The 24,582-nt window shown below is 55.2% G+C and carries 23 protein-coding genes and 2 pseudogenes; 16 read left to right on the forward strand and 9 right to left on the reverse strand.

Annotated elements, in window-relative coordinates:
• Window positions 1-67 precede the first annotated feature (67 nt).
• The 7 genes from HV127_RS19540 to xthA form a co-directional block, all read right to left on the reverse strand.
• Entirely contained in the window at window positions 68-700 is a 633-nt protein-coding gene (locus HV127_RS19540; protein ID WP_182238073.1) for an ATP-binding cassette domain-containing protein, read from the reverse strand.
• Window positions 700-2,235 (reverse strand): ABC transporter permease subunit, encoded by a 1,536-nt coding sequence (locus tag HV127_RS19545; RefSeq protein ID WP_182238075.1) that lies wholly within the window; start codon window positions 2,233-2,235, stop codon window positions 700-702. Before HV127_RS19545 ends, HV127_RS19540 begins: the two co-directional genes overlap by 1 nt.
• Window positions 2,208-3,368 (reverse strand): ABC transporter substrate-binding protein, encoded by a 1,161-nt coding sequence (locus HV127_RS19550; protein ID WP_182238077.1) that lies wholly within the window; start codon window positions 3,366-3,368, stop codon window positions 2,208-2,210. The genes HV127_RS19545 and HV127_RS19550 overlap by 28 nt, the downstream gene beginning before the upstream one ends.
• A 9-nt stretch (window positions 3,369-3,377) precedes the next feature.
• Entirely contained in the window at window positions 3,378-3,929 is a 552-nt protein-coding gene (locus tag HV127_RS19555; RefSeq protein WP_182238079.1) for a carboxymuconolactone decarboxylase family protein, read from the reverse strand.
• The gene (locus HV127_RS19560; RefSeq protein ID WP_181482591.1) at window positions 3,926-4,624 is read right to left on the reverse strand and encodes a TVP38/TMEM64 family protein; all 699 of its coding nucleotides are present in this window, start codon (window positions 4,622-4,624) and stop codon (window positions 3,926-3,928) included. The genes HV127_RS19555 and HV127_RS19560 overlap by 4 nt, the downstream gene beginning before the upstream one ends.
• A complete protein-coding gene (locus tag HV127_RS19565) occupies window positions 4,611-5,276 on the reverse strand; it encodes a TVP38/TMEM64 family protein (RefSeq protein WP_182238081.1) in 666 nt (221 codons plus the stop codon). Before HV127_RS19565 ends, HV127_RS19560 begins: the two co-directional genes overlap by 14 nt.
• A gap of 183 nt (window positions 5,277-5,459) precedes the next feature.
• Window positions 5,460-6,266 (reverse strand): exodeoxyribonuclease III, encoded by an 807-nt coding sequence (xthA, locus tag HV127_RS19570; protein WP_182238083.1) that lies wholly within the window; start codon window positions 6,264-6,266, stop codon window positions 5,460-5,462.
• Window positions 6,267-6,461: 195 nt separating this feature from the next.
• Between xthA and HV127_RS19575 the strand changes: the two genes are divergently transcribed.
• From HV127_RS19575 to HV127_RS19615, 9 genes are all read left to right on the forward strand, one after another.
• Complete coding sequence (locus tag HV127_RS19575) at window positions 6,462-7,592, forward strand: RNA-guided endonuclease TnpB family protein (RefSeq protein ID WP_182238085.1); 1,131 nt, start codon at window positions 6,462-6,464, stop codon at window positions 7,590-7,592.
• A 423-nt stretch (window positions 7,593-8,015) separates the two neighbouring features.
• Entirely contained in the window at window positions 8,016-9,236 is a 1,221-nt protein-coding gene (locus HV127_RS19580; RefSeq protein ID WP_182238087.1) for an aspartate aminotransferase family protein, read from the forward strand.
• On the forward strand, window positions 9,233-10,267 hold the full coding sequence (astA, locus tag HV127_RS19585) for an arginine N-succinyltransferase (RefSeq protein WP_182238089.1): 1,035 nt from the start codon (window positions 9,233-9,235) through the stop codon (window positions 10,265-10,267). The genes HV127_RS19580 and astA overlap by 4 nt, the downstream gene beginning before the upstream one ends.
• Window positions 10,264-11,742, forward strand: a complete 1,479-nt coding sequence (gene astD / locus HV127_RS19590; protein ID WP_182238091.1) for a succinylglutamate-semialdehyde dehydrogenase — start codon at window positions 10,264-10,266, stop codon at window positions 11,740-11,742. The genes astA and astD overlap by 4 nt, the downstream gene beginning before the upstream one ends.
• On the forward strand, window positions 11,739-13,064 hold the full coding sequence (gene astB / locus HV127_RS19595) for an N-succinylarginine dihydrolase (protein ID WP_182238093.1): 1,326 nt from the start codon (window positions 11,739-11,741) through the stop codon (window positions 13,062-13,064). Before astD ends, astB begins: the two co-directional genes overlap by 4 nt.
• 9 nt (window positions 13,065-13,073) lie before the next feature.
• A complete protein-coding gene (gene astE / locus HV127_RS19600) occupies window positions 13,074-14,036 on the forward strand; it encodes a succinylglutamate desuccinylase (protein ID WP_182238095.1) in 963 nt (320 codons plus the stop codon).
• Window positions 14,037-14,385: 349 nt separating this feature from the next.
• Window positions 14,386-14,865, forward strand: coding sequence for an ATP-independent periplasmic protein-refolding chaperone Spy (gene spy / locus HV127_RS19605; RefSeq protein ID WP_110273546.1), 480 nt, complete (start codon window positions 14,386-14,388; stop codon window positions 14,863-14,865).
• 224 nt (window positions 14,866-15,089) lie between these two features.
• Window positions 15,090-15,632 (forward strand): LemA family protein, encoded by a 543-nt coding sequence (locus tag HV127_RS19610; RefSeq protein ID WP_182238097.1) that lies wholly within the window; start codon window positions 15,090-15,092, stop codon window positions 15,630-15,632.
• 4 nt (window positions 15,633-15,636) lie between these two features.
• Window positions 15,637-17,676: a DUF2207 domain-containing protein gene (locus HV127_RS19615; protein WP_182238099.1), complete on the forward strand. Its 2,040-nt coding sequence runs from the start codon at window positions 15,637-15,639 to the stop codon at window positions 17,674-17,676.
• 41 nt (window positions 17,677-17,717) lie between these two features.
• On the opposite strand, the gene cho is transcribed toward HV127_RS19615, so the two are convergent.
• Together cho and nadE are read right to left on the reverse strand one after the other, a co-directional pair.
• Window positions 17,718-18,578, reverse strand: coding sequence for an excinuclease Cho (cho, locus tag HV127_RS19620; RefSeq protein ID WP_182238102.1), 861 nt, complete (start codon window positions 18,576-18,578; stop codon window positions 17,718-17,720).
• A gap of 104 nt (window positions 18,579-18,682) precedes the next feature.
• On the reverse strand, window positions 18,683-19,510 hold the full coding sequence (gene nadE / locus HV127_RS19625) for an ammonia-dependent NAD(+) synthetase (RefSeq protein WP_182238104.1): 828 nt from the start codon (window positions 19,508-19,510) through the stop codon (window positions 18,683-18,685).
• 230 nt (window positions 19,511-19,740) lie between these two features.
• Between nadE and osmE (HV127_RS19630) the strand changes: the two genes are divergently transcribed.
• The 7 genes and pseudogenes from osmE (HV127_RS19630) to chbG all read left to right on the forward strand — a co-directional run bounded on the left by osmE (HV127_RS19630) (window position 19,741) and on the right by chbG (window position 24,569).
• Window positions 19,741-20,079 carry an osmotically-inducible lipoprotein OsmE gene (gene osmE / locus HV127_RS19630; protein WP_110273541.1) on the forward strand — a complete coding sequence of 113 codons (339 nt, stop codon included), beginning with the start codon at window positions 19,741-19,743 and terminating at the stop codon, window positions 20,077-20,079.
• A 284-nt stretch (window positions 20,080-20,363) separates the two neighbouring features.
• Complete coding sequence (gene osmE / locus HV127_RS19635; RefSeq protein WP_182238106.1) at window positions 20,364-20,699, forward strand: osmotically-inducible lipoprotein OsmE; 336 nt, start codon at window positions 20,364-20,366, stop codon at window positions 20,697-20,699.
• A 284-nt stretch (window positions 20,700-20,983) separates the two neighbouring features.
• Window positions 20,984-21,049 (forward strand): annotated as a pseudogene (locus HV127_RS19640) (PTS sugar transporter subunit IIB); the annotation flags it as partial.
• Between the two features lie 67 nt (window positions 21,050-21,116).
• Entirely contained in the window at window positions 21,117-22,097 is a 981-nt protein-coding gene (locus HV127_RS19645) for an IS5-like element IS5 family transposase (protein ID WP_042934497.1), read from the forward strand.
• 147 nt (window positions 22,098-22,244) lie between these two features.
• Window positions 22,245-22,349, forward strand: a pseudogene (locus HV127_RS19650) (AraC family transcriptional regulator); the annotation flags it as partial.
• A 102-nt stretch (window positions 22,350-22,451) separates the two neighbouring features.
• Window positions 22,452-23,798, forward strand: coding sequence for a 6-phospho-beta-glucosidase (locus HV127_RS19655; RefSeq protein ID WP_112216771.1), 1,347 nt, complete (start codon window positions 22,452-22,454; stop codon window positions 23,796-23,798).
• Window positions 23,799-23,810: 12 nt separating this feature from the next.
• Window positions 23,811-24,569 carry a chitin disaccharide deacetylase gene (gene chbG, locus HV127_RS19660; protein ID WP_182238108.1) on the forward strand — a complete coding sequence of 253 codons (759 nt, stop codon included), beginning with the start codon at window positions 23,811-23,813 and terminating at the stop codon, window positions 24,567-24,569.
• Window positions 24,570-24,582 lie beyond the last annotated feature (13 nt).

The following is a 24,582-nucleotide window of genomic DNA, read 5'->3' on the forward strand; positions in this document are numbered from 1 at the left end:
ACAGTAGAAAATTGAGCGGCAATTCTCCGCGTTATCAGTGAATAATTCTTTGCGATAGCGCAGGCTTTCAATGCCAGAGGCTCATATGCAAACAGCGCCCCCCAATGGGAGTATCCTGGCTGTCATGGGTGACCAGCACCGCAGGGATCGCCAGACGTGCCAGTTCGTCGAATACCCACTGGCGAAAGTCGGCGCGCAGGTCAACGTCGAGGCGATTAAACGGTTCATCCAGCAGCAGCGCTCGCGGTCGGGCCAGCAGGGACCGCAGCAGGCTGACCCGCGCGCGCTGGCCGCCGGAAAGCGTCGCTGGATCGCGGGAATAGAAACCCGCCAGCCCGGCGCGCTCCAGCGCCTGTTCCACCTGCGTTTTTCGCTGCATCCCTTTAATGTCTGCAGGAAGCGCTAGCAGCAGATTTTGCCCCACACTGAAGTGGTCGAACAGCAGCGCATCCTGAAACAAAATACCGATGCGTCGCCGCTCGATTGGCAAATTATCGCAGCGCTGGTTATCCAGCCATAGTTCGCCGGAGGCGCGGAAATTCTCTTCCAGCACACCCACCATCCAGGCAAACAGGGTCGACTTTCCGCTACCGGATGGCCCCATCAGCGTCAGGACTTCACCGGGAACCACTGAAAAATCCACATTGCGCAGCAGCGACTGTTTATCGAGCTCCAGGGTTAAGTTTTTGACGGTCAACATTAGCGTAATCCTTGTCGATAGCGGCCCGTCAGCCAGGCCAGCAGGGCGGTGAGGGCAAAGAAAATCGCCGGTAAAAGAAGCTGCCATAACGCCTGGGCGGCGAGGGTTGCCGTATCACCGCCGCTGCTCAGGGCCACGGCTTCGCTGGTGAGCGTTGGAATACGTCCGGCCCCCAGCCACAGAGTTGGCAGATATTGCGCGATGCTCACTGAAAAGCCAACCGCCAGCGCGGTCAACAAAGGGCGCGTTAGCGAGGGCAGAGTGACCAGCCAGAAAATGCGCCCCCGTTGCCAGCCGAGGGTGCGCGCAACCAGCACCGTGCGCGGGTCGAGACTACGCCACGCCGGGCGCAGGATAAACAGCATCCACGGCACCACCCACAGCAGATGTCCCCACAAAACGGTGAGCCACTCGCCATCCAGCCATGCATACAGCGCCAGCTGATATTGCCCGTCCGCCAGCGGTAACGCGGGCAGAACCAGCGGTAGCCAAATCCATCCACTGACGCGGGAGGGTCCAAGCTCCAGCCATAGCAGGCAAATCACCGCTCCGATAAGCGCTGAGCATATCCCCAACCATAAACTATTGCTGACGCTCTCGCTGACCGGCTGGGTATTTTGCGCGACGGCCGCGAGAAACAGGGCGCAGACCACGCCGCACAGTGGCAGGAAAATGGCGAACGTTTTCCCCGCCAGCGCTCGCGGCTGCGGTTGACGCATTCCCTCAACGCGCGGTATTCGCCGACGCCAGAGATGCCACGCGCCATATGCCCCGGTCGCCATAACGGCGAGGATCAACAGCAAGACCAGGCTGGCGATAGCGCCTTTGGCCTGCTGTGCATCATCGCCCTGGTTTAGCCATTGCCATGCCAGCACCGCCAGCGTCGGCGGGTTGCCGGGGCCGATCACCAGCGCGACGTCCACCACCGAAAGGCTCCAGGCGGTGGTCGCCAGCAGCACTATCGACAGCGACGGAAGCAGCGTCGGTAAAACCAGCCAATTCAGGCACTGCCAGCGACCATAACCGAGGCTTTTCAATACAGTGGCCTGCCCGGCCAGACGCTTCTCACCCAACAGGCCATAAACCACCCACAACAGAAAACCGCTCTCTTTAACCGCCATCGTCAGGCCCATACCGATGCCGTAGCGGTCGACCGTGGGGGATAAAAAGGGGCAGAGGCGATAGAGCCAGCCGCCCTCGGCAAACAGCAGCAGGGCAGCGGTGGCGAAAGCGATGTGGGGCACCGCCAGCAGCAGCGGAAGCCTTCTCACCAGCCGTTGCCAGCCAGTCGATGGCCAGAGTGCGGCAACAACAGTGGCGGTGATAAGCAGCGCGCCGCCAACCGACAGCAGCGTCGAAACCAGAGTCGCCGTTAACGCCTGAGTGAACTGTGGATCGGCAAACAGCGCCTGCCAGCAGGAGAGGCGCAGTGCTGGCAGCGCCATCAGTGAAGCCGCCGGGAGCAGCGGCAAATAGATCAGCGCCACCGCTCCCCAGGTTAGCAGCGTTAGTGCGTACCGTAGCGGCGCAGCCATTCCTGCTCCAGCGCATCAACCCAGGCTGCGTGCGGTTCGCCCAGCATCGGCGGCATATTTTGCGGCACAACGGCGTTAAAGGCCTGGCGCTGAGTATCCGTTAAACTCGCCGGATCCAGCACGCTGGGGTCGCCCCATATTGCCGGGTCAGCTTTGCGCAGTTGCGCTTCGGGCGAGAGCAGGAAATTGGCGACCACTTTTGCGCCCGCCGTGGCGCGTGCGTTGGCTGGGATCGCCACAAAGTGGACGTTACCGAGCATGCCCTTCGTGAAGCCAAAACCGTAGCTGTCCTCCGGTAGTTCGCCGCTGGCTGCTTTTTGCTGCGCGTGAAGCGGGTTGAAGGTCAATGAAAGCTTGAGCGTACCGCTCGTCAGCATCGTATCCATACGGGCGGGCGAGGCCGGGAAGTCGCGGCCCTGACGCCACAGCAGAGGGTGAAGATGGTCGAGATACTGCCACAGCGGCGCGGTCACGGCGGCGAAGGTGGCCTCCTGCGGCGGCTGGCTCAGGGCATCGGGTTGTTGGGTCAGCGTCAGCAGCAGTTGTTCGAGAAAAGCGGTGCCGGTGAAATCTGGCGGGCGCGGATAGGTGACGCTACCGGGATGCGCGGCGGCGAACGTCAGCAGTTCCTGCGCATTTTTGGGAGCATCAGGCGTTTGTGAGCGGCGGGCGATAAAGGTGAGCTGCGCGCCGCCCCACGGTGATTCCGCGCCGTCGGTGGGAATGGAGAAATCTTCACGTACCGGTTTTTGCGTATCGACAAAGCGCCAGTTGGGCAGCGTTTCCGCCCATTGAGTTTGCAGTAGATTTGCGCTTTTCAGAGTGCGGAAGTTTTCGCCGTTTACCCACAGCAGATCGATGGAACCACCTTGACTGCGCCCGGCCCGGGATTCGGTCTGGATGCGTTTAACTGCGTCTGCGGCGTCGGCGATATGCACGATGCGCAGGTCGATGGCGTAATCACGCTTTACTTCGCCGCTGACCCAATCGAGATAGCGGTTGACCGCCGGATCTCCACCCCAGGCGTTAAACCATACCGTCTGACCGCGGGCTTCTTGTTGTGTGGATTGCCAGTTGGCGCTGGCAGTCAATGGAGAGAGCAATAGTAAAGCCAGGATCAACAAACTGCGCATAACCACTCCTTATGGTTTTGAATCGGTTGGGATCTGGCATAGCCCCTGTGCGGGGATCGCCATCGCCGAATTAAAGCGCGCCGACAGGTTCTGTAAACCGATAAGCGCCGTGAGTTCGGTCAGCGCCTGGGCATCAAATTGCGCGGCCATTTTACTGCGCAGCGCATCGTTGACGACCGGAGGCGTCATGCTGGCGGCTTCGGCATACTCCAGTGCCAGCCGCTCACGCTCGCTGAACAATGCGCTGTTTCGCCAGTCGGCGACCGCCAGTAGCTTGTCACTGCTGCCGGTACGTTCCGCCAGCTTCATATTGGTAATATCAATACAAAACTCGCACAAGCAGAGCTGCGCAATGCGGGCGCTGACCAGCGATCGCAGTACCGGGTCGAGGGGTGAGCGTTTGCGCTCCAGATAGCCGACGAACATCGATACCAGGTAAAACACCAGCGGAATGCGCCCCCACCAGCGGATAGGGCTGAGTACTTCGCCGTAGTGGCGGCGGTGCAGCCAGGCCTGCGGGCGTAAGATCAGGGGAATTGACTTCAGGGGCGGTAAGCTCATCGTGAACTCCTCTTTTGCTGTTCAAGATAGAGGGCTTTTGCGACGACCACCACAATTGCCAGCGCAAATAGAATCGATAAACCGGTCACCAGCCAGAAGGTGCCGCCGGTGAGCAGGCTACCGGCCCAGGAGTAGACAATTGTCGCGGGTAGCTGGCCGACACCGGTGGCCAGCATAAAGTGGCGAAAGCGTATCGATGTGAGTCCGGCGGCGTAGCTCACCGGGTCGAAAGGGACGAACGGCAGCAGGCGGCAAATTAAGATGGTGTGTTTGCCGTAGCGGGTAAAAAAGCCATCCATACTCTGCAACACGCTTTTACCGGTGAGTTTCTCCACCACCTCGCGACCCAATACCCGGGCGATAAAAAAGCATAGCGCCGCGCCGGTCATGGAGCTCACCCATGAGAGCACGCCGCCCCAAAAGGCGCCGAACAGCGACGCGTTGGCGAAGGTGATCAGGAACGCGGGAAGCGGGGCGATGATAGCTTGCAGAACCATCAGTGCGAAGGAAACGAGCGCCGCCTGTGGACCCCAGGAGTCGATAAAGCGCTCAATCGCCTGCTGATCGAGTGTGGCAAAAGCCGCGAGGCTGTGCTGCATAAACGTATTTACGCCAGGTACCAGCCACCAGGCCAGCAGGGCGACGATCAGCACGATGCCGATCGCCGCCCGATAGTACGCGTTATAATTTTTCATCGTCAGCCTGTCGTTGTTCGGTATCGATTCGCCGGTAGCGGGCGTATCTTTTCGCCGCCTGTATCAGGGCAAATAAGGCCAGACCAGCGAGAGTCAGTTTAAGTACAAAGAGGGGCGTAATACCGTCGCGGAGAAGCTCGCTGGCCATCAGCGTATATATAAATATGCCGGGTAAGGTAGTGATGGCGGAAATAAAGGTAAATGACCAGAACGGAATAGCCGTCAGGCCATAGGCGTAATTTTGAATATTATAAGGGAATAACGGGATCAGCCGCGTCAGAATTAAAAAATCGGTTCCACTACGAGCGATACCTTTTTCGATTGCCTGAAATATCGCCGTCCGTCCGACATATTTTAACAGTAGATCGCGGCCCAGCCAGCGGGCAAACAGAAACGAAAGCGAAGAGGCGACGGTCGCGGCAAGCAGCGATAGTACGGTGCCCAGCAGCGGGCCAAAAATAATCCCTCCGGCAATAACCAAAATACTTCCTGGCATCAAACACAAGGTTGCGATAATAAACAGCAGAATATAGAGCGTATAGCCGAAGGTTCCGCTCTGAAGGATAACCTCGCGCAGATGATGAAAATGAGTCACCAGCTCGGTAAAACCCGACTGCTGAATAATACAGGCGACAATGCTCAATACGACCACAACAAAAAGCAGCTTATATTCTGCTTTATGACGGCTTCTTTTGCATTGGGTTCTCCTGTCTTGCGCGGGCGGTAAAAGTGCGCGCGACAGTATAATAGTTTGCCGCCGTTCACAATCTATTACCGCGGCTTTTTTGATATGGCTCAGGCTCTCCGGGGCAGAGAGCCTGATGCAGGGAGAGATTTATGGTTTGAAGGTTGCCCAAACCGGCGCGTGGTCGGACGGTTTTTCCATGCCACGAATCTCATAGTCAATGCCGGTTTCGACACAACGCTGCGCCAGCGGATTACTCGCCAGCAGCAGGTCGATACGCAGGCCGCGGTTGTCATCAAAGCCCTTCGAGCGGTAATCGAACCACGAGAAATGCTCGTTGTCCTGCGGGTTTGCATGGCGGTATGTATCGACCAGACCCCAGCCCAGCAGACGCTCCATCCATTCACGCTCTTCCGGCAGGAACGAGCATTTGCCGGTACGCAGCCAGCGCTTGCGGTTCTCTTCGCCGATACCGATATCCAAATCGGTGGGGCTGATATTCATATCGCCCATGATCAGCACCGGATTTTCTTTGTTCAGCTCGGTATCCAGGTAGTTTTGTAGATTTTGATAAAACGCCGCTTTCGCCGGGAATTTGGTTTCATGATCGCGGCTTTCACCCTGCGGGAAGTAGCCGTTAATGACCGTGACGTTGCCAAATGGGGAAGGGACTTCCGCCATGATAATGCGGCGCTGGGCCTCTTCACCGTCGTTTGGGAAACCGCGACGTACGGAGACAGGCGTTTCTTTGGTCAGAAGCGCGACGCCGTAATGACCTTTCTGCCCATGATAAAAAACGTTGTAGCCAAGCTTCGCCACGTCTTCAAGCGGAAACATATCGTCGTGAACTTTGGTTTCCTGCAGGCCGATGACGTCGGGCTGGTGTTTGTCGATGATGGCGGCCAGCTGATGCGGGCGGGCACGCAGGCCGTTGATATTAAAGGAGACAAATTTCATAGTTGCTGCCACTGTGCAAGGTGAATAGTGCAGGGATGGTAGCAGAAATTCGCCGGTCTGGCTGCGCTTAGACGTTTTATCAATTTGCGCGTAAGACCTCGCCCAATCGGGGGGGGATATAAGCGCGGTAACTGCGTAATTTTTGTTGACCTTCGTCAACATCGCTTATATTTTTCAGCGTATTTTATTAGCCCTATGAAACGCGCCTATAAATATCGATTCTATCCAACACCCGATCAGGTTGAGCTTTTGGCTCAAACGTTCGGGTGCGTGCGTTTTATCTATAACAGCATCCTTCGCTGGCGCACTGACGCGTACTATGAGCGCCAGGAGAAAATCGGCTATACGCAAGCCAGCACCCGCTTAACAGCACTGAAAAAGGAGCCAGAATTTGCCTGGCTCAACGACGTTTCCAGCGTGCCGCTACAGCAAGCCTTGCGCCACCAACAAGCCGGATTCTCAAACTTTTTCGCCGGACGTGCCAGATACCCGACATTCAAAAGCAAACGCCATAAACAGGCCGCTACGCTCACCGATGCTGCGTTTAAATACCGTGATGGCAAGTTGTACATGGCAAAGAGCAAAGCGCCTTTAGACGTGCGCTGGAGTCGCCCTTTGCCATTTGTCCCTTCCACGGTCACGATCAGCAAAGATACCGCCGGGCGGTACTTTGTTTCGTGCCTCTGCGAGTTTGAGCCTGTATCACTGCCGATCATCGCTTCCATGGTCGGTATTGATGTTGGTTTAAAAGATTTATTCGTCACCGATACCGGATTCAAGTCCGGCAATCCCCGCCATACCGCTAAATACGCGGCACGCCTGGCGCTACTCCAGCGCCGTTTAAGTAAAAAGGCCAAAGGCTCGAAAAATCGCGCCAAAGCCCGCTTAAAGGTGGCCCTACTCCACGCGAAAATTGCCGATTGCCGAATGGATGTCTTGCACAAGGCCACCCGCAAACTGATTAACGATAACCAAGTCGTTTGCGTCGAATCCCTCAAGGTGAAGAACATGCTCCGCAACCCGTCGCTATCTAAAGCGATAGCAGACGCAGGCTGGGGTGAGTTCACGCGCCAGCTGGCATATAAGGGCGAATGGGCCGGGCGTTCAGTGGTCGCAATCGACCCGTTTTTCCCGTCCTCAAAACGCTGTAGCTGTTGCGGTTTCACCCTGCAAAAGATGCCTCTTGATGTTCGTAAATGGCACTGCCCAGAATGCGGCGCAGACCATGATCGTGACGTTAACGCGGCCCGTAATATCAAAGCTGCCGGGCTGGCAGTGTTAGCCCACGGAGAGCCTGTAAATCCTGAATCGCATAAAGCGGCTTAGGTTCGGTTCCGTGAAGTGGGAATTCTCGCCCTTTAGGGCGGGGAGCAGTCAATCTGCCAATTGCTGTGGTCGGTAGCCCATAGCCCGTTTGCACAAACTGTGCACCATTCTGGAACGCGATGCGCCAAAAAAGGGCGAATATTACCGATAAATTTCGTAGAGGATCACAATTACAGAATTATATCTTACCTCTGCATAATCTTTCTTTTTTTTCCACTGCAAAAGGCTCACGTGATATTTTTATTCACTTTTTATGCATTTTGTGTGAATAAGTGGCTTTTGTAACTTGTTGATATTTCGTTGTTGACCTCGATTTATGCATTTTTTCCTCTGGCTGGCACGAACCGTGCAATCTACATTTACACCGTGATAACCATATTTATTAACATTATTTAAACTTTTTATTTACCGGAAGAGGTCGATATGTCTCAGTCAATTACGCGTAGCAACTTTGATGAATGGATGATGCCTGTATACGCGCCAGCGGCTTTTATTCCGGTACGTGGCGAAGGTTCACGCCTGTGGGATCAGCAGGGAAAAGAGTATATCGATTTTGCCGGCGGTATTGCGGTTAATGCCCTCGGCCACGCGAATCCTCAACTGGTGAAGGCACTGACCGACCAGGCGGGGAAATTCTGGCATACCGGTAACGGCTATACCAATGAACCGGTATTGCGCCTGGCTAAACAGCTGATTGACGCCACCTTTGCCGACCGGGTCTTTTTCTGTAACTCGGGGGCTGAAGCCAACGAAGCGGCGCTCAAGCTGGCGCGTAAATACGCTCACGACCATTTCGGTAGCCAGAAAAGCGGCATTGTCGCGTTCAAAAATGCCTTCCATGGCCGCACGTTGTTCACCGTTTCCGCTGGCGGCCAGCCCGCCTATTCGCAGGACTTCGCGCCGTTGCCGCCGCAAATTCAGCACGCTATTTACAACGATCTTGATTCGGCAAAAGCGCTGATTAATGACGATACCTGCGCGGTGATTGTCGAGCCAATGCAGGGGGAAGGCGGCGTAGTGCCAGCCGATCCCCATTTCCTGCGCGGTCTGCGCGAGCTATGCGATGCGCATAACGCACTGCTGATTTTCGATGAAGTGCAGACTGGCGTCGGACGCACCGGTGAGCTGTACGCCTATATGCACTATGGCGTCACGCCGGACGTGCTTTCGACCGCTAAAGCGCTGGGCGGTGGTTTCCCGATTGGCGCGCTGCTGGCTACGGAGCATTGCGCGAGCGTAATGACCGTCGGTACCCACGGCACCACCTACGGCGGCAACCCGCTGGCCTGCGCGGTGGCTGGAGAGGTGTTATCCATCGTCAATACCCCAGCCGTGCTCAACGGCGTTAAGCAGCGCCATCAGTGGTTTAGCGAACGACTCAACGCCATTAACGCGCGTTACGGCCTGTTTAAAGAGATCCGTGGTCTGGGGCTGCTGATTGGCTGCGTGCTGAAAGAGGAATATGCCGGGAAGGCGAAGGCTATCAGCAACCAGGCGGCGGAAGATGGGCTGATGATCCTGATTGCTGGTGCGAACGTGGTGCGCTTTGCGCCCGCGCTAATTGTCAGTGAAGAAGAGGTTAACAGCGGGCTGGATCGCTTTGAGCTGGCCTGCAAACACTTTCTTGCGGGGGTCTCATCATGATGGTGATCCGTCCTGTTGAAAAAGGGGATCTGCCGGGGTTGATGACCCTGGCGGGCGAGACCGGCGGCGGCCTGACGTCGCTTCCGGCTGATGAGGCGACGCTCGCTGCGCGGATTGAGCGCTCGCAGATGACCTGGCGCGGTGAGCTGCCGAAAAGCGAACAGGGCTATGTGTTCGTACTTGAGGATTGCACCAGCGGCGCGGTCGCGGGGATTTGCGCTATCGAGGTTGCCGTTGGGCTGAACGATCCTTGGTACAACTACCGCGTCGGGACCCAGGTCCATGCTTCGAAAGAGCTTAACGTCTATAACGCCTTGCCGACGCTGTTTCTCAGTAACGACCATACTGGCAGCAGCGAACTGTGTACGTTGTTTCTCGACCCGAAATGGCGCAAAGAGGGCAACGGCTACCTGCTGTCGAAATCGCGCTTTTTGTTTATGGCCGCGTTCCGCGAGCGCTTCAACGAAAAAGTGGTGGCGGAGATGCGTGGGGTTATCGATGAGCATGGCTATTCGCCGTTCTGGGAAAGCCTCGGCAAACGTTTCTTTGCGATGGAATTTTCCCGCGCTGATTACCTGTGCGGCACCGGACAAAAGGCATTTATTGCCGCGCTGATGCCGAAGCATCCGCTGTACATCGACTTTCTATCCGATGAGGCGCGCGCGGTGATCGGCGAGGTCCATCCGCAAACGGCCCCGGCCCGCGCGGTGCTGGAGAAAGAGGGCTTCCGCTATCTTAATTACGTCGACATCTTCGACGGCGGTCCGACGCTGGAGTGTGAAATTAACCGCGTCAGGGCGATTCGCAAAAGCCGGCTGGTCACCGTCGCAGAAGGAGAGCCAGCGCCTGGAGAGTGGCCAGTGTGTCTGGTCGCCAATGAGCAATATCAGCAGTTTCGCGCCATGTTAATTCACGCAGATCCGGAAACCGATCGCTTAATGTTAAGCGCGCGCGAACTCGATGCCCTGAAATGCCACGTCGGCGACCCGGTCAGACTGGTTCGCCTGTGCCCCGAGGAGAAAAAATCATGAGTTTATGGATTAATGGCGATTGGCAAAGCGGTCGCGGCCCGGCCCGAACTAAAAACAATCCGGTGAGCCAGGCGCTGCTGTGGCAGGGTAATGATGCGGATACCGAGCAGGTTACGCTGGCGGTGAGCGCTGCCCGTCAGGCGTTTCCGGCTTGGGCGCGTCAGCCCTTCGCTGCGCGTCGGACGATAGCGGAAAAGTTTGCCGCGCTGCTGGAGGCGAACAAGACGGAATTAACGGCGATCATTGCTCAGGAGACCGGCAAACCGCGCTGGGAAGCGGCAACGGAAATCACTGCGATGATCAATAAAGTGGCTATTTCAGTGAGTGCTTATCATAGCCGTACGGGAGAGGCGCAGACCGCAATGGCCGACGGAGCCGCGACGCTGCGCCACCGCCCGCATGGCGTACTGGCAGTGTTTGGCCCCTATAATTTTCCCGGACATCTGCCTAACGGGCATATTGTTCCGGCGCTGCTGGCGGGAAATACCGTGGTTTTTAAACCCAGTGAGCTGACCCCGCAGAGCGGTGAGGCGGTGGTGAGGCTGTGGGCCGAGGCGGGTCTGCCTGCGGGCGTGCTTAACCTGCTGCAGGGGGGACGTGAAACCGGCGAGGCCCTGAGCGGGCAGGCGGATATCGACGGCCTGCTGTTTACTGGCAGCTCGCATACTGGTTTCCAGCTGCACAAACAGCTGGCGGGCCAGCCGGAAAAAATTCTCGCCCTCGAAATGGGCGGCAATAATCCACTAATTGTCGATGAGCCGCAGGATATCGACGCCGCTGTCCATCTGACGATTCAGTCGGCGTTTATTACCGCCGGACAGCGCTGTACCTGCGCGCGTCGTCTGCTGGTTAAACGCGGTGAGGCGGGCGATGCGTTTCTGCAACGGCTTGTGACAGTGTCACAAAAACTCATCCCCGATGCGTGGGATGCTGACCCACAGCCGTTCCTCGGTGGGTTAATTTCAGCGCAGGCGGCGCAAAAGGTTCATCAGGCGTGGCTGGCGCATGTGGCAAACGGTGGCAAGACGCTGCTGGAGCCGCGCTTGCTGCAGGCCGGAACGTCCCTGCTGACGCCCGGCATCGTCGAGATGAGCGAGGTGGCGCAGGTGGCTGATGAAGAGGTGTTCGGCCCGCTGCTTTGTGTCTGGCGCTATGACGACTTTGACGAGGCGATTACCCTTGCCAACGCGACCCGCTTTGGGCTCTCGTGCGGGCTAATCTCCGCTGAACGCGAGAAGTTTGACCGTCTGCTGCTGGAGGCGCGGGCCGGGATTGTTAACTGGAACAAACCGCTGACCGGAGCCGCCAGCACCGCGCCGTTTGGCGGCACCGGCGCCTCCGGCAACCATCGCCCTGGCGCCTGGTATGCCGCAGACTATTGCGCCTGGCCGATGGCGAGCCTGGAGTCACCGGATTTGTCGCTACCGGCAACGCTAAGCCCAGGGCTGGATTTCCAGCAGGAGCCAACCCAATGAAAGCCTGGGAAGTGAACTTTGATGGGCTGCCGGGTCTGACCCACCACTATGCGGGATTATCGTTTGGTAACGAGGCATCGACCAAACATCGCTATCGGGTGTCGAACCCGCATCTGGCAGCGAAGCAGGGGCTAAAGAAGATGAAGGCCCTTGCTGACGCGGGCTATCCGCAGGCGCTGATCCCGCCGCAGGAGCGACCAAATTTGCCGCTGCTGCGCCAGATTGGCTTTACCGGCAGCGATGAGCAGGTGCTGGAAAAAGCGGCGTGCCAGGCCCCCGATCTATTGTCAGCGGTCAGCTCCGCCTCATCGATGTGGGTGGCGAACGCCGCCACGGTCTCGCCGTCCGCTGATTCCCTGGACGGGCGGGTGCATCTGACCGTCGCCAATCTGAATGATAAATTCCACCGCGCCAGCGAAGCGCCGACCACCGAAGCGCTGCTGCGGGCTATTTTCCCTGATGAACAGCACTTTGCGGTACACGGCGCGCTGCCTCAGGTCTCGCTGTTCGGCGACGAGGGGGCGGCAAACCATAATCGCCTCGGCGGCGAATATGGTGCGCCGGGCGTACAGCTGTTTATTTATGGTCGCCAGCAAGGGGGCGAAAGCCACCCGCAGCGCTACCCGGCGCGGCAGACGCTGGAGGCCAGCCAGGCCGTTGCCCGCCTGAACCAGGTTAATCCCCGGCAGGTGATTTTCGCCCGGCAAAATCCGGCGGTGATCGATAAAGGCGTTTTTCATAATGACGTCATCGCGGTGAGCAACCAGCAGGTGTTGTTCTGCCACGAGCAGGCGTTTGTTGATCAGCCGCAGCTGCTGCAACAGCTGGCGCAGCAGGTTCCTGGATTTACGCCTCTCGTCGTACCGGCAAGCCAGGTCTCGGTCGAAGATGCGGTGGCAACCTATCTGTTCAACAGTCAGTTGCTCAGTAAACCCGAAGGCGGGATGCGGCTGATTCTGCCGCTGGAAGCGCAGGAGCATCCGGGTGTCTGGCGCTATCTTAACCGGCTGGTGGCTGAGGATAACCCCATTGACGAGCTGCAGGTCTACGATCTGCGTGAAAGCATGGCCAACGGCGGTGGCCCCGCCTGCCTGCGCTTGCGGGTGGTGCTGAACGAAAGCGAGCTGAAGGCCGTCAATCCGGCGGTCATGATGAACGACGGGCTGTTCGCGACGCTTAATGACTGGGTGGACCGCTACTACCGCGATCGTCTGACTCAGGCGGATCTTGCCGACCCGCAGTTGCTGCGAGAAGGGCGTGAGGCGCTGGATCGCTTAACGCAAATCCTGCGCCTCGGCGCGGTCTATCCGTTCCAGCAATAAGGAGGCGTTGTGGATGACTTTCTGGCATTAACCCTGGCGGGGCGTTTACCCCACCATTTTCATGGCCAAACTGCGCACTTTCGCTGGCACTGGCTTGACTGCGGTATTTTGCAGCTTATCCCCCATGAGTCCTGCGATCGTTCGCTGGTGCTGTCAGCCGGGCTTCACGGTAATGAAACCGCACCGGTTGAAATCACTGATTTACTGCTGCGTCAGCTATTTCGCGGAGAGCTACCGCTACGCTGGCGGCTGCTGGTGATCCTCGGTAATCCACCGGCTTTGCGAGCGAACAAGCGCTATGTGCACAGTGATATCAACCGTATGTTTGGTGAGCGCTGGCGAGCGTTTAGTCCCAGTGATGAAACCGCTCGCGCCAGGCAGTTAGAACGTGCAGTGACGCGGTTTTATGCCGCAAGCTCGGGGGAACGCTGGCATTTGGATTTACACACCGCCATTCGCGGCTCGCTCCATCCTCGATTTGGCGTGCTTCCGGCGCGGGATAAACCGTGGGATGACGATTTTCTGCGCTGGCTGGGCGCGGCGGGTCTGGAAGCGCTGGTGTTTCATCAGCAACCGGGCGGCACCTTTACCCATTTCAGCTGTGAACGTTTTGCTGCGCTTTCCTGTACGCTGGAGTTAGGCAAGGCGTTACCGTTTGGCGACAACGATCTGAATCAGTTTGCTGCGACCCAACATGCGTTGGCACGTCTACTGGCGGGGGATATGACGCTGGAGGAGGGGCAAACGCCGCTGCGCTACCGGGTGATACAGCAAATCACCCGCAGCAGCGAACTGTTTCGACTGCATATGTCGGCGCAGACGCTCAACTTCACGTCGTTCACCGCCGGTACGCTGCTGGCCGAAGATGGCGATATCCGCTACGTGGTGGAAAGAGCGCAGGAATATGTGCTGTTTCCCAACCCTGGCGTTGCTTTTGGCCAGCGGGCCGGGCTGATGCTGGAGCGGTTCTAGATATTCCGTCGTCCGGTCGGGCGGCGGGGTATTGCGTAATTGGCTTTCCGCCTTAATCTTATTTTTTTGTGCGCTGAAGATTGATTGCAGATTATTCCTGGTTAAATGCTTTGTTTTTAATCTTTGCTGATTTATAATCTCCATAATTTCTCGATAAAACAGCCTGTTAATTATTTATCCTTGCAATTCTCTCCTTATTTTTCATATTTTCTCCACAATTGGCGAGAAAATGTTTTTTACACTTTCATTGTTTTACGCTTGCTCTGACTAATTGACGATAAACGTCGTAAAGTTTATCTCGTCAACACGGCAACGCGCCGTAAGAATAACGCAAAGTAAGGATTGAACTATGAAGAAGATTACTGCACTGTTTGTTGCCTCTACTCTGGCTCTGGGCGCGGCTAACCTGGCTCACGCGGCAGACGCTACCGCCACTCCAACCGACAGCAAGCCGATGATGCATCATAAAGGCAAAGGCGGCCCGCACGAAATGATGTTCAAAGGTCTGAACCTGACCGATGCGCAGAAAACGCAAATTCGCGACATCATGAAAGGCCAGCGTGAAAATATGAAGCGTCCGTCTCTGGATGAACGCCGCGCGATGCATGAACTGGTCGCCAGCGACACCTTCGATAAAGCGAAGGCGGAAGCACAGATTGATAAGATGGAAGCCCAGCACAAAGAGATGGCGCTGGCCCGTCTGGAAACCCAGAACAAGATTTACAACATTCTGACGCCGGAACAGAAAAAACAGTTTAATGCCAATTTTGAGAAGCATCTGACAGAACGTAAAGCGCCTGAAGGTAAAATGCCTGCACCAGCTGAATAACTCAGCGCGCTGACTTAAGACCGCCGGTCTTGCCCAATAATGCCAACAGGCTTTGGGCAGGGCCGGCGGTTTTTTCTTTATATATAGCCGGTTAACCGAAAAATGCCCGGTTAGTTAAACCCGATTTACCCCACGGGGTCGAGTGTGTCAGGATAGATACCCTTGGTATCATTGCAGGTGCATGCAAAATATTAATGCTGCCTGCTATTTTATGGATTTAACATATGGAAATGTATATCGGTCTGGCCATTATCGTTGTGGTACTCGTCTGGGTCGTCATGACCTATAACCGTTTTATCTCCCTGCAGCGTTTCAAAGATGAAGCCTGGAGCGGCATTGCCGTACAGCTCAAACGTCGTCACGACCTGGCACCTAATCTGCTAAGCCTGGTGAAACGCTATGCGCAGCATGAAAAGGAACTGCTGGAAGAGATATCCCGCCAGCGTGGCGAACTGGTGGGCAATACTCGTCAGATAGCGGATAACGAGCGCAGCTACGCTGGCACGCTGGGGCGCATATTTGCGCTCGGCGAAGCTTATCCTGAGCTCAGAGCCAGCGAAAACTTTCTCTCCCTGCAACAATCCCTCAGCGAAATAGAAGAGCAGTTGCAAATGGCTCGCCGCTACTTCAACGGTACGGTACGCGATTTCAATATTCTGGTGGAGTCTTTCCCCAGTCTGCTGCTTGCGCGGCTGTTTAATTTTAAAACAGAAGTGTTTTTTGAGCTGGACTCTCCCGAAGAGGCCAAATCGCCTCGGATGGAGTGATTGCATGTTCAATTTGTCCACCCGCCTGCTGCGTGTTTTCGGGCTGCTGCTGTTTTTGGCCAGTAATGCCATATTCGCTTCAGATAACGTGATTATTCTCAAAGATGCCTCGCAGCTCCCGCCAGGTGCGATCCCGGCGTATGAGCATATTCTCTCTTTTGACTCCCGGGCGCGTTTTAACCCGGATGGCAGCATGGAGATGCAAGAAAATATTAAGGTGCTTGCGCTGGGAAAAGAGATCCGCAGAGGGATTTTCCGCACGCTACCGCTGACCTGGAACCGCCAGGACGGCAAGATTTTCAGCGTTGATTATGAGATTAAATCGGTTTCGCGCGATGGTGAATATGAGCTCTATAGCCTTGATAAAGAGGCCAAAACGCTGACGTTGCGTATTGGGAGCGCACAACAAACCCTCAGGCCGGGGATCTACAATTATGAGATTCGCTATCAGATCAGTAACCATTTCAGCCGCTTTCCCGAGTGGGATGAGCTTTACTGGAACGTGACGGGAAACGACTGGGCCTGGCCGATAACCAGGGCCAGCTTTCGTCTGGAGCTGCCGGGAGCAGCCGATAATCTCAATGTAGACTCCAAAGACGCCAGGCTGCGCTCTATTGACGTGTATACCGGATTCGCAGGGACCAAGGAGCACAATGCGGAGGTTCTGCCCGACGGTAGCGTGCGTACTCTGCGGCCGCTGGCAAAAGGGGAAGGGCTGACCGTTGTCTATACCTGGCCGCGGGCGATTCTTGCTGCTGCTCCGGCACCGGAAGCCGCGTTGCCGCTGGTGCATCTCCTTATTCCGACGCTGAAGACCAGTGTGATATGGCTGCCGTTGCTACTGATGGCGTTGTACTACGGCCTTTGGTGGCGAAAACACGTGATCAAAGCCGGGCTGAGGAAGCCGCCGGTCGTGCCGCTCTTTTCGCTGCCTGCCGGGATGTCGCCTGGCTATCTGCGTTTTCTCATCCGGCGTAAATATGATGATATCGCTTTTAGTAGCGACCTTTTGGGGCTGGTAGCGAAGCGTGGGATGGCGGTGAAGGGGGACGAAAATCAATCCCATAGTCCCTGGCTTTCAGACTCGGGCGAAAAACAGATGCTGACTCGTTTGCCCGTTGAGGGGAACAGCCGCTTAAACAGCGATGATCTACAGCTATTAAGCACGCTATTTAAAGGCAAAAGAAAGAATATCGACCTCAGCGTAGCCCATCAGAAGTCGATGCAGAATGGCCGCGATCGGCAGGAGAAACGCTGTGAATCCCAGCGAGCGAAACTGTTTCGCAAATGGGCGCAGCCGCTGCGACGCTGCATCTATATTGCACTGCTGATGCCGGTGATTTGCGGTATCTGGGTTAACGTTGAGGCCGCGCTGCTCACCATCCCGGCTGCGCTCTTTATGCTGATCGGCGGGACGATGTTAACTTTTCTGCTGCGCTTTTTATGCCATCCACGGGAAATGCGGCGCGCCTGGGGGATGGGCCTGCTATTTTTTGCTGTGATCTTTGGACCTTTAGCGACGCTGGGGGGAGGGCTTTTTCTCTTCGGGATATTGCCTGTAACCCAGCTTCCTGCCGGTTATATCGGCGCGCTGCTGGCCGCGATCGTGCTATGCATTTTTGTCGGCTGGAAAACGCCTCGTTATACGCAACAGGGGCTGGATGAGTTAGCTATCGCCAAAGGGTTGAAACTGTATCTCGGCACCGCTGAAAAGCATCGTTATCAGATTATCTATCCGCCCGCACAGATGATTACCCACTTTGAAGAGCTGCTGCCGGTTGCGCTGGCGCTCGGGGTGGGGAAAACCTGGGCCGATACCTTTGCGCACTATCTGAGCAGTACCGGCGCAATGTCGGCGGCGTTTGCCAGCGCCGACTGGGGGAGCGTAAGTCACTTCAGCGAGTCCTGCCGAACGTCTTCGATGCCAACGCCCAGCAGCAGTTCAGGATCTGGCTCATCAGGCTCGAGCTACAGCGGTTCGGGATCTTCCGGCGGCGGCTCGTCCGGCGGTGGTTCGGGCGGCGGAGGCGGAGGCGGCTGGTAAATGCGGAGAAATAGCCCCGGCGTAAACCGGGGCTAATCAGCTCATAGCGGATGAAGCTTATAGCTGCCGCTGAGCAGCGGTTTGCACAATATTTTATAACCGTCATGATCAAATTTGGCCGACAGGCGCGTTAACGCTGACGCTTGCGATAGAGAATCGACGGCACCCAGCCACAGCCAGTTATGAATGATGTGATATTGCGTCATGTCACCACTGCTTTCTTCCAGCGCGACCGCGCCGGGCCACGGCCAGCATACCAACTGCATTTTTTGCATATTTTCACGCAGTCGTTGATGGTGCGCGTCTGTGCTTTCTTTACCACAGCAGGCACCCGCGCAGCGGCCCAGCGCGGAACGAAAGCAGGCGCGGCCACGGTTGAGCGGTTCCAGCCCCATAAGTCCGTAACAGAGGCGATGTTCATCGGCGATTTTTTGCAGTGCCTGGAGCGCTGCGCGGCGGTTTGCAAACAGACCATAGAGATCGTTTTGCTGTGAGAAATCCAGTTCGCTCGCGTAGACCACCTGTGGGCGGGAGTCCATCAAACGTAACGAACACAGTTGGCGGTTTTGCCGCAGGCGTTTATTAAACAAAGGCTGCTGCTCTTTGATGAGCTGCGCTTCTAATAATAAAGCGCCGAGTTCGCCCGCCGTGCGTTGCCAGGTAATACGCCGCGCCTGGCGTAGCATTGCGGCTTCGTTCGGCGTGCGCAGGTGAGACAGCACCCGACTGCGGATATTGATGCTTTTCCCGATATAAAGCGGCAGAGTCTCGCTTTCACCGTGAAACAGGTACACCCCTGGCTGCTTTGGCAGCGCTTCAAGCCATGGACGCAGGTGTTCGGGATATTCATAAATTGCTGCCGCTTCAAATTCGAGACGCGGTGCGGATTGCCTTCTTGCCACTATCACTCCTGATGCTGTTTATTTATCCAGTATAGCAGTTGCAATAAAAGGCGAGAAGGGCAAAAAACAACCCCGACCTGAGCCGGGGTGAAAGGAGAGGGGCGTTACTTTTTCCAGAAGTCGTCGAATACGGTAATCGGCGGCCGACGTTTATGTTCGGTTTTGAGATACCAGCCTTCGATGGTTTTGGCGATTTTCTCGTCCAATGTTTTGCCTTCCAGATAGTCGTCAATGTTGTCGTAGGTCACGCCCAGCGCCACTTCGTCCGGCAGGGAGGGGCGATCGTCTTCAAGATCGGCGGTCGGCAGCTTTTTATACAGATGTTCTGGACAGCCTAACTGCGCCAGCAGCTGTTTGCCCTGACGTTTGTTGAGGCGGAAAATGGGGTTAATGTCGGTACCACCATCACCGTATTTGGTGAAGAATCCAGTAATCGCTTCCGCAGCATGGTCGGTCCCGACCACCACGCCATGGGTCATCCCCGCAATACTGTACTGCGCCTTCATACGTTCACGGGCTTTTTCATTGCCGCGAACAAAGTCGCTAAGTTCGATGCCCGTTTCACGCAGTGCCTGTTCGCTGGCCAGCACAGCGCCTTTAATATTGACCGTTAATACGCGATCCGGCTGAATAAAGGCGATGGCATCCTGGCAATCCTGCTCATCCGCCTGCACGCCGTAGGGCAAACGGACGGCAATAAATTGCAAGCTGCTATCGCCCGTTTCGGCACGCAGTTCGTTGATGGCCAACTGGCACAGTTTGCCGGTCAGCGTTGAGTCCTGTCCGCCGCTGATGCCAAGAACCAGTGATTTAATAAAAGGATACGTTTGCAGGTAAGACTTGAGAAAGTCTACGCTGCGGCGTATCTCGCCTTCGACATCGATCTGGGGTTTTGCGCCCAGCGCCTGAATAATTTCTTGTTGTAGCGTCATCGCGCCCTCCGGGAAGTGAATCTGTTTGGCAATCAGCAAGGGTTTAAGCTACCTCTTTGACGGTAAAACGACAAGGATCACAGTTTTGAGTGACGCAAAAGCATGCAACCTCAAGGACATAGCTTTTATTATTGGAAAGCTCTTAATTTTTGCTCATTTCCACCTTCGGCTTGAAAAATAACGATATTTATTCCAGGCTTATTAACACGCCAAAAAAAAGAGGATGGTATATGAACAAGAATTTTGCAGGATTTCTGGGCGCAGCAGCAGTATTGACCATGCTGGCAGGGTGTACGGCCTATGACCGTACCAAAGATCAGTTCACGCAGCCGGTGGTTAAAGACGTTAAAAAAGGTATGACCCGTGCTCAGGTAACGCAAATTGCCGGTAAACCTTCATCTGAAGTCACCATGATTCATGCGCGTGGTACCTGCCAGACATACATCCTGGGTCAACGCGATGGTAAAATTGAAACCTATTTCGTTGCCTTAGACGATACGGGACACGTTATCAATTCTGGCTATCAGACCTGCGCAGAGTACGACACGGATCCGCGCAACAGCAAGTAAGATACCGCCGTATTGCTGATTTCTACGTAAGCCCGACCAGTGGTCGGGCTTTTTTATGATTTGTCATGCTTATTTAATTGCGCGAATTATTTGAGGGAAATGTGAGGGTAGTCAAAACGCGAGGTCAATGAGAGACAATTATGTTCAAGGAGGAATTATCCACGCGCTGAACGATGCCGTATACTCAATGCATAAACAATACTAATTCAAAGAAACACGTCTTACCGCCTCTCTGACATCAAGGATGCTGAGAGGATCAGGTCACACACATTGAGGAAGCGTTCATGGAAAAGAAACATATCTACCTGTTCTGTTCTGCTGGGATGTCTACATCTCTGCTGGTGTCTAAAATGCGGGCACAGGCTGAGAAGTATGAAGTGCCGGTTATTAAAGACGTTAAAAAAGGTATGACCCGTGCTCAGGTAACGCAAATTGCCGGTAAACCTTCATCTGAAGTCACCATGATTCATGCGCGTGGTACCTGCCAGACATACATCCTGGGTCAACGCGATGGTAAAATTGAAACCTATTTCGTTGCCTTAGACGATACGGGACACGTTATCAATTCTGGCTATCAGACCTGCGCAGAGTACGACACGGATCCGCGCAACAGCAAGTAAGATACCGCCGTATTGCTGATTTCTACGTAAGCCCGACCAGTGGTCGGGCTTTTTTATGATTTGTCATGCTTATTTAATTGCGCGAATTATTTGAGGGAAATGTGAGGGTAGTCAAAACGCGAGGTCAATGAGAGACAATTATGTTCAAGGAGGAATTATCCACGCGCTGAACGATGCCGTATACTCAATGCATAAACAATACTAATTCAAAGAAACACGTCTTACCGCCTCTCTGACATCAAGGATGCTGAGAGGATCAGGTCACACACATTGAGGAAGCGTTCATGGAAAAGAAACATATCTACCTGTTCTGTTCTGCTGGGATGTCTACATCTCTGCTGGTGTCTAAGGAAGGTGCGAACAAGTCCCTGATATGAGATCATGTTTGTCATCTGGAGCCATGGAACAGGGTTCATCATGAGTCATCAACTTACCTTCGCCGACAGTGAATTCAGCAGTAAGCGCCGTCAGACCAGAAAAGAGATTTTCTTGTCCCGTATGGAGCAGATTCTGCCATGGCAAAACATGGTGGAAGTCATCGAGCCGTTTTACCCCAAGGCTGGTAATGGCCGGCGACCTTATCCGCTGGAAACCATGCTACGCATTCACTGCATGCAGCATTGGTACAACCTGAGCGATGGCGCGATGGAAGATGCTCTGTACGAAATCGCCTCCATGCGTCGGTTTGCCCGGTTATCCCTGGATAGCGCCTTGCCTGACCGCACCACCATCATGAATTTCCGCCACCTGCTGGAGCAGCATCAACTGGCCCGCCAATTGTTCAAGACCATCAATCGCTGGCTGGCCGAAGCAGGCGTCATGATGACTCAAGGCACCTTGGTCGATGCCACCATCATTGAGGCACCCAGCTCGACCAAGAACAAAGAGCAGCAACGCGATCCGGAGATGCATCAGACCAAGAAAGGCAATCAGTGGCACTTTGGCATGAAGGCCCACATTGGTGTCGATGCCAAGAGTGGCCTGACCCACAGCCTAGTCACCACCGCGGCCAACGAGCATGACCTCAATCAGCTGGGTAATCTGCTGCATGGAGAGGAGCAATTTGTCTCAGCCGATGCCGGCTACCAAGGGGCGCCACAGCGCGAGGAGCTGGCCGAGGTGGATGTGGACTGGCTGATCGCCGAGCGCCCCGGCAAGGTAAGAACCTTGAAACAGCATCCACGCAAGAACAAAACGGCCATCAACATCGAATACATGAAAGCCAGCATCCGGGCCAAGGTGGAGCACCCATTTCGCATCATCAAGCGACAGTTCGGCTTCGTGAAAGCCAGATACAAGGGGTTGCTGAAAAACGATAACCAACTGGCGATGTTATTCACGCTGGCCAACCTGTTTCGGGCGGACCAAATGATACGTCAGTGGGAGAGATCTCACTAAAAACTGGGGATAACGCCTTAAATGGCGAAGAAACGGTCTAAATAGGCTGATTCAAGGCATTTACGGGAGAAAAAATCGGCTCAAACATGAAGAAATGAAATGACTGAGTCAGCCGAGAAGAATTTCCCCGCTTATTCGCACCTTCCCTATGAGTCGGGGTACAGTAGCCCAAGTTTGTTTATTAAAACATTCAAAAAGCTGACTTCGTTTACCCCCAGCAGTTATCGGAAGCATCTCACCAGTATTAATTAAGCGGGCGCGGAATATTCCGCGCGGTCTAAATATTCAAGTTAACTGTCCGTATTTACGCGGAGAGTGGGGTACGTATATGCGTAGTCCACAAGGGAGAAAATAATGAGCCAGAAATTGAAAGTCGTGACTATCGGTGGCGGCAGCAGCTATACCCCGGAATTACTGGAAGGGTTCCTGAAACGTTATCATGAACTGCCAATTACCGAACTGTGGCTGGTGGACGTCGCAGAAGGGCAGGAAAAGCTCGATATTATCCACGCCCTGTGCCAGCGCATGGTGGAAAAAGCCGGCGTGCCGATGAAAGTCTATAAAACCCTCGATCGCCGCGCGGCGCTGGAAGGGGCGGATTTCGTGACCACCCAACTGCGCGTTGGCCAACTGAAGGCGCGTGAGAAAGACGAACGCATTCCGCTGAGTCATGGTTATTTAGGCCAGGAAACCAACGGGGCGGGCGGTTTGTTTAAAGGCCTGCGCACTATTCCGGTCATTTTTGACATCGTAAAGGATGTGCAGGAAGTCTGCCCTAACGCCTGGGTGATTAACTTTACCAACCCGGCAGGTATGGTGACCGAAGCGGTCTATCGCCACACCGGATTTAAGCGCTTTATCGGCGTGTGCAATATTCCAATCGGCATGAAGATGTTTATCACCGACGTGCTGAAGCTGAGCCCGAGCGATGAGCTGAACATCGATCTGTTTGGTCTGAATCATCTGGTGTTTGTCCGCGACGTGCTGGTTAACGGCGTTTCGCGCTTTGACGAACTGCTGGACGGCGTGGCTTCCGGTCGCCTGACCGCAAACTCAGTGAAAAATATCTTTGATTTGCCGTTTAGCGAAGGGCTGATTCGCTCACTGCGCCTGATTCCGTGCTCCTATCTGCTCTACTACTTCAAGCCAAAAGAGATGCTGGCGATTGAAATGGGTGAGTACTATAAAGGCGGTGCGCGCGCACAGGTTGTGCAGAAAGTTGAGAAACAGCTGTTCGAGCTGTATAAAAATCCGGATCTGAACATCAAACCGAAAGAGCTGGAGCAGCGCGGCGGGGCATACTACTCAGACGCAGCCTGTGAAGTGATCAATGCCATCTACAATGATAAGCAGGCCGAGCACTACGTGAACGTGCCGCATCATGGCCACATTGATAACATCCCGGCCGACTGGGCGGTGGAAATGACCTGCACGTTGGGCCGTGATGGCGCGAAACCGACACCGCGCATCACGCATTTCGATGAGAAAGTGCTGGGGCTGATTTACACCATTAAGGGTTTTGAAGTGGCGGCCAGCGAAGCGGCAATCAGCGGCAAGCTGGATGATGTCCTGCTGGCGCTTAACCTGAGCCCGCTGATCCACTCCGATCGTGATGCCGAAAAGCTGGCACGGGAGATGATCCTCGCGCACGAGCAATGGCTGCCAAACTTTGCGGCGACTATCGAAAAACTGAAACAATAAAGGGAGCGGCTCATGGAACGCGTGTTGATCGTGAATGCCGATGATTTTGGCCTCAGCAAGGGGCAAAACTACGGTATTGTCGAAGCTTGCAAAAATGGTCTGGTAACCTCCACGACGGCACTGGTCAACGGCGCGGCGATCAGCCACGCCGCCCAGCTCAGCCGCTGTGTACCGGAGCTGGCGGTCGGAATGCACTTTGTCCTGACGCTGGGCGAACCGTTGTCGGCGATGCCGGGCTTAACCCGCGAAGGGCGTCTGGGTAAGTGGATTTGGCAGATGGCGGAAGAGGATAGCCTGCCGCTGGATGAAATCGCGCACGAGCTGGAGTGCCAGTATCGCCGGTTTGTCGAGCTGTTTGGCTATGAGCCGACGCATATTGATAGCCATCACCACGTGCATATGATTGCGCAGATCTACCCCATCGTGGCGGCGTTTGCACGTGAGAAGGGCGTGGCGATGCGTATCGATCGCCAGCTAGCGACCCTTTCCGGGCTGGAGCAGGATGCAGCGCGCAGCAGCGAGGGATTTGCCAGTGAATTTTATGGTGAAGCCGTTTGTGAAGGGTTGTTTTTGCAAACTCTGGAAGCATCCATCCAGCGTGACGAAAAGTCGCTGGAAGTGATGTGCCACCCGGCTTTTGTCGATAACACCATTATGGGCAGCGCTTATTGTTACCCGCGTCTGACCGAGCTGGACGTGCTGACATCTGATTCGCTGAAGTACGCGATAGCCGAACGCGGCTATCGGCTCGGAACCTATCGCGACGTATGACAAGTAAAGAGGC

Origin of the sequence: Klebsiella sp. RHBSTW-00215 (assembly GCF_014103785.1) — a bacterium.
GTDB lineage: Bacteria > Pseudomonadota > Gammaproteobacteria > Enterobacterales > Enterobacteriaceae > Klebsiella.

Bases quoted from the DNA above. Each gene is read 5' to 3' on its own strand.
- HV127_RS19540 (WP_182238073.1), bottom strand. From the start codon at position 700: ATGTTGACCGTCAAAAACTTAACCCTGGAGCTCGATAAACAGTCGCTG.
- HV127_RS19545 (WP_182238075.1), bottom strand. From the start codon at position 2,235: ATGGCTGCGCCGCTACGGTACGCACTAACGCTGCTAACCTGGGGAGCG.
- HV127_RS19550 (WP_182238077.1), bottom strand. From the start codon at position 3,368: ATGCGCAGTTTGTTGATCCTGGCTTTACTATTGCTCTCTCCATTGACT.
- HV127_RS19555 (WP_182238079.1), bottom strand. From the start codon at position 3,929: ATGAGCTTACCGCCCCTGAAGTCAATTCCCCTGATCTTACGCCCGCAG.
- HV127_RS19560 (WP_181482591.1), bottom strand. From the start codon at position 4,624: ATGAAAAATTATAACGCGTACTATCGGGCGGCGATCGGCATCGTGCTG.
- xthA (WP_182238083.1), bottom strand. From the start codon at position 6,266: ATGAAATTTGTCTCCTTTAATATCAACGGCCTGCGTGCCCGCCCGCAT.
- HV127_RS19575 (WP_182238085.1), top strand. From the start codon at position 6,462: ATGAAACGCGCCTATAAATATCGATTCTATCCAACACCCGATCAGGTT.
- HV127_RS19580 (WP_182238087.1), top strand. From the start codon at position 8,016: ATGTCTCAGTCAATTACGCGTAGCAACTTTGATGAATGGATGATGCCT.
- astA (WP_182238089.1), top strand. From the start codon at position 9,233: ATGATGGTGATCCGTCCTGTTGAAAAAGGGGATCTGCCGGGGTTGATG.
- astD (WP_182238091.1), top strand. From the start codon at position 10,264: ATGAGTTTATGGATTAATGGCGATTGGCAAAGCGGTCGCGGCCCGGCC.
- astB (WP_182238093.1), top strand. From the start codon at position 11,739: ATGAAAGCCTGGGAAGTGAACTTTGATGGGCTGCCGGGTCTGACCCAC.
- spy (WP_110273546.1), top strand. From the start codon at position 14,386: ATGAAGAAGATTACTGCACTGTTTGTTGCCTCTACTCTGGCTCTGGGC.
- HV127_RS19610 (WP_182238097.1), top strand. From the start codon at position 15,090: ATGGAAATGTATATCGGTCTGGCCATTATCGTTGTGGTACTCGTCTGG.
- HV127_RS19615 (WP_182238099.1), top strand. From the start codon at position 15,637: ATGTTCAATTTGTCCACCCGCCTGCTGCGTGTTTTCGGGCTGCTGCTG.
- nadE (WP_182238104.1), bottom strand. From the start codon at position 19,510: ATGACGCTACAACAAGAAATTATTCAGGCGCTGGGCGCAAAACCCCAG.
- osmE (WP_110273541.1), top strand. From the start codon at position 19,741: ATGAACAAGAATTTTGCAGGATTTCTGGGCGCAGCAGCAGTATTGACC.
- osmE (WP_182238106.1), top strand. From the start codon at position 20,364: ATGGAAAAGAAACATATCTACCTGTTCTGTTCTGCTGGGATGTCTACA.
- HV127_RS19645 (WP_042934497.1), top strand. From the start codon at position 21,117: ATGAGTCATCAACTTACCTTCGCCGACAGTGAATTCAGCAGTAAGCGC.
- HV127_RS19655 (WP_112216771.1), top strand. From the start codon at position 22,452: ATGAGCCAGAAATTGAAAGTCGTGACTATCGGTGGCGGCAGCAGCTAT.
- chbG (WP_182238108.1), top strand. From the start codon at position 23,811: ATGGAACGCGTGTTGATCGTGAATGCCGATGATTTTGGCCTCAGCAAG.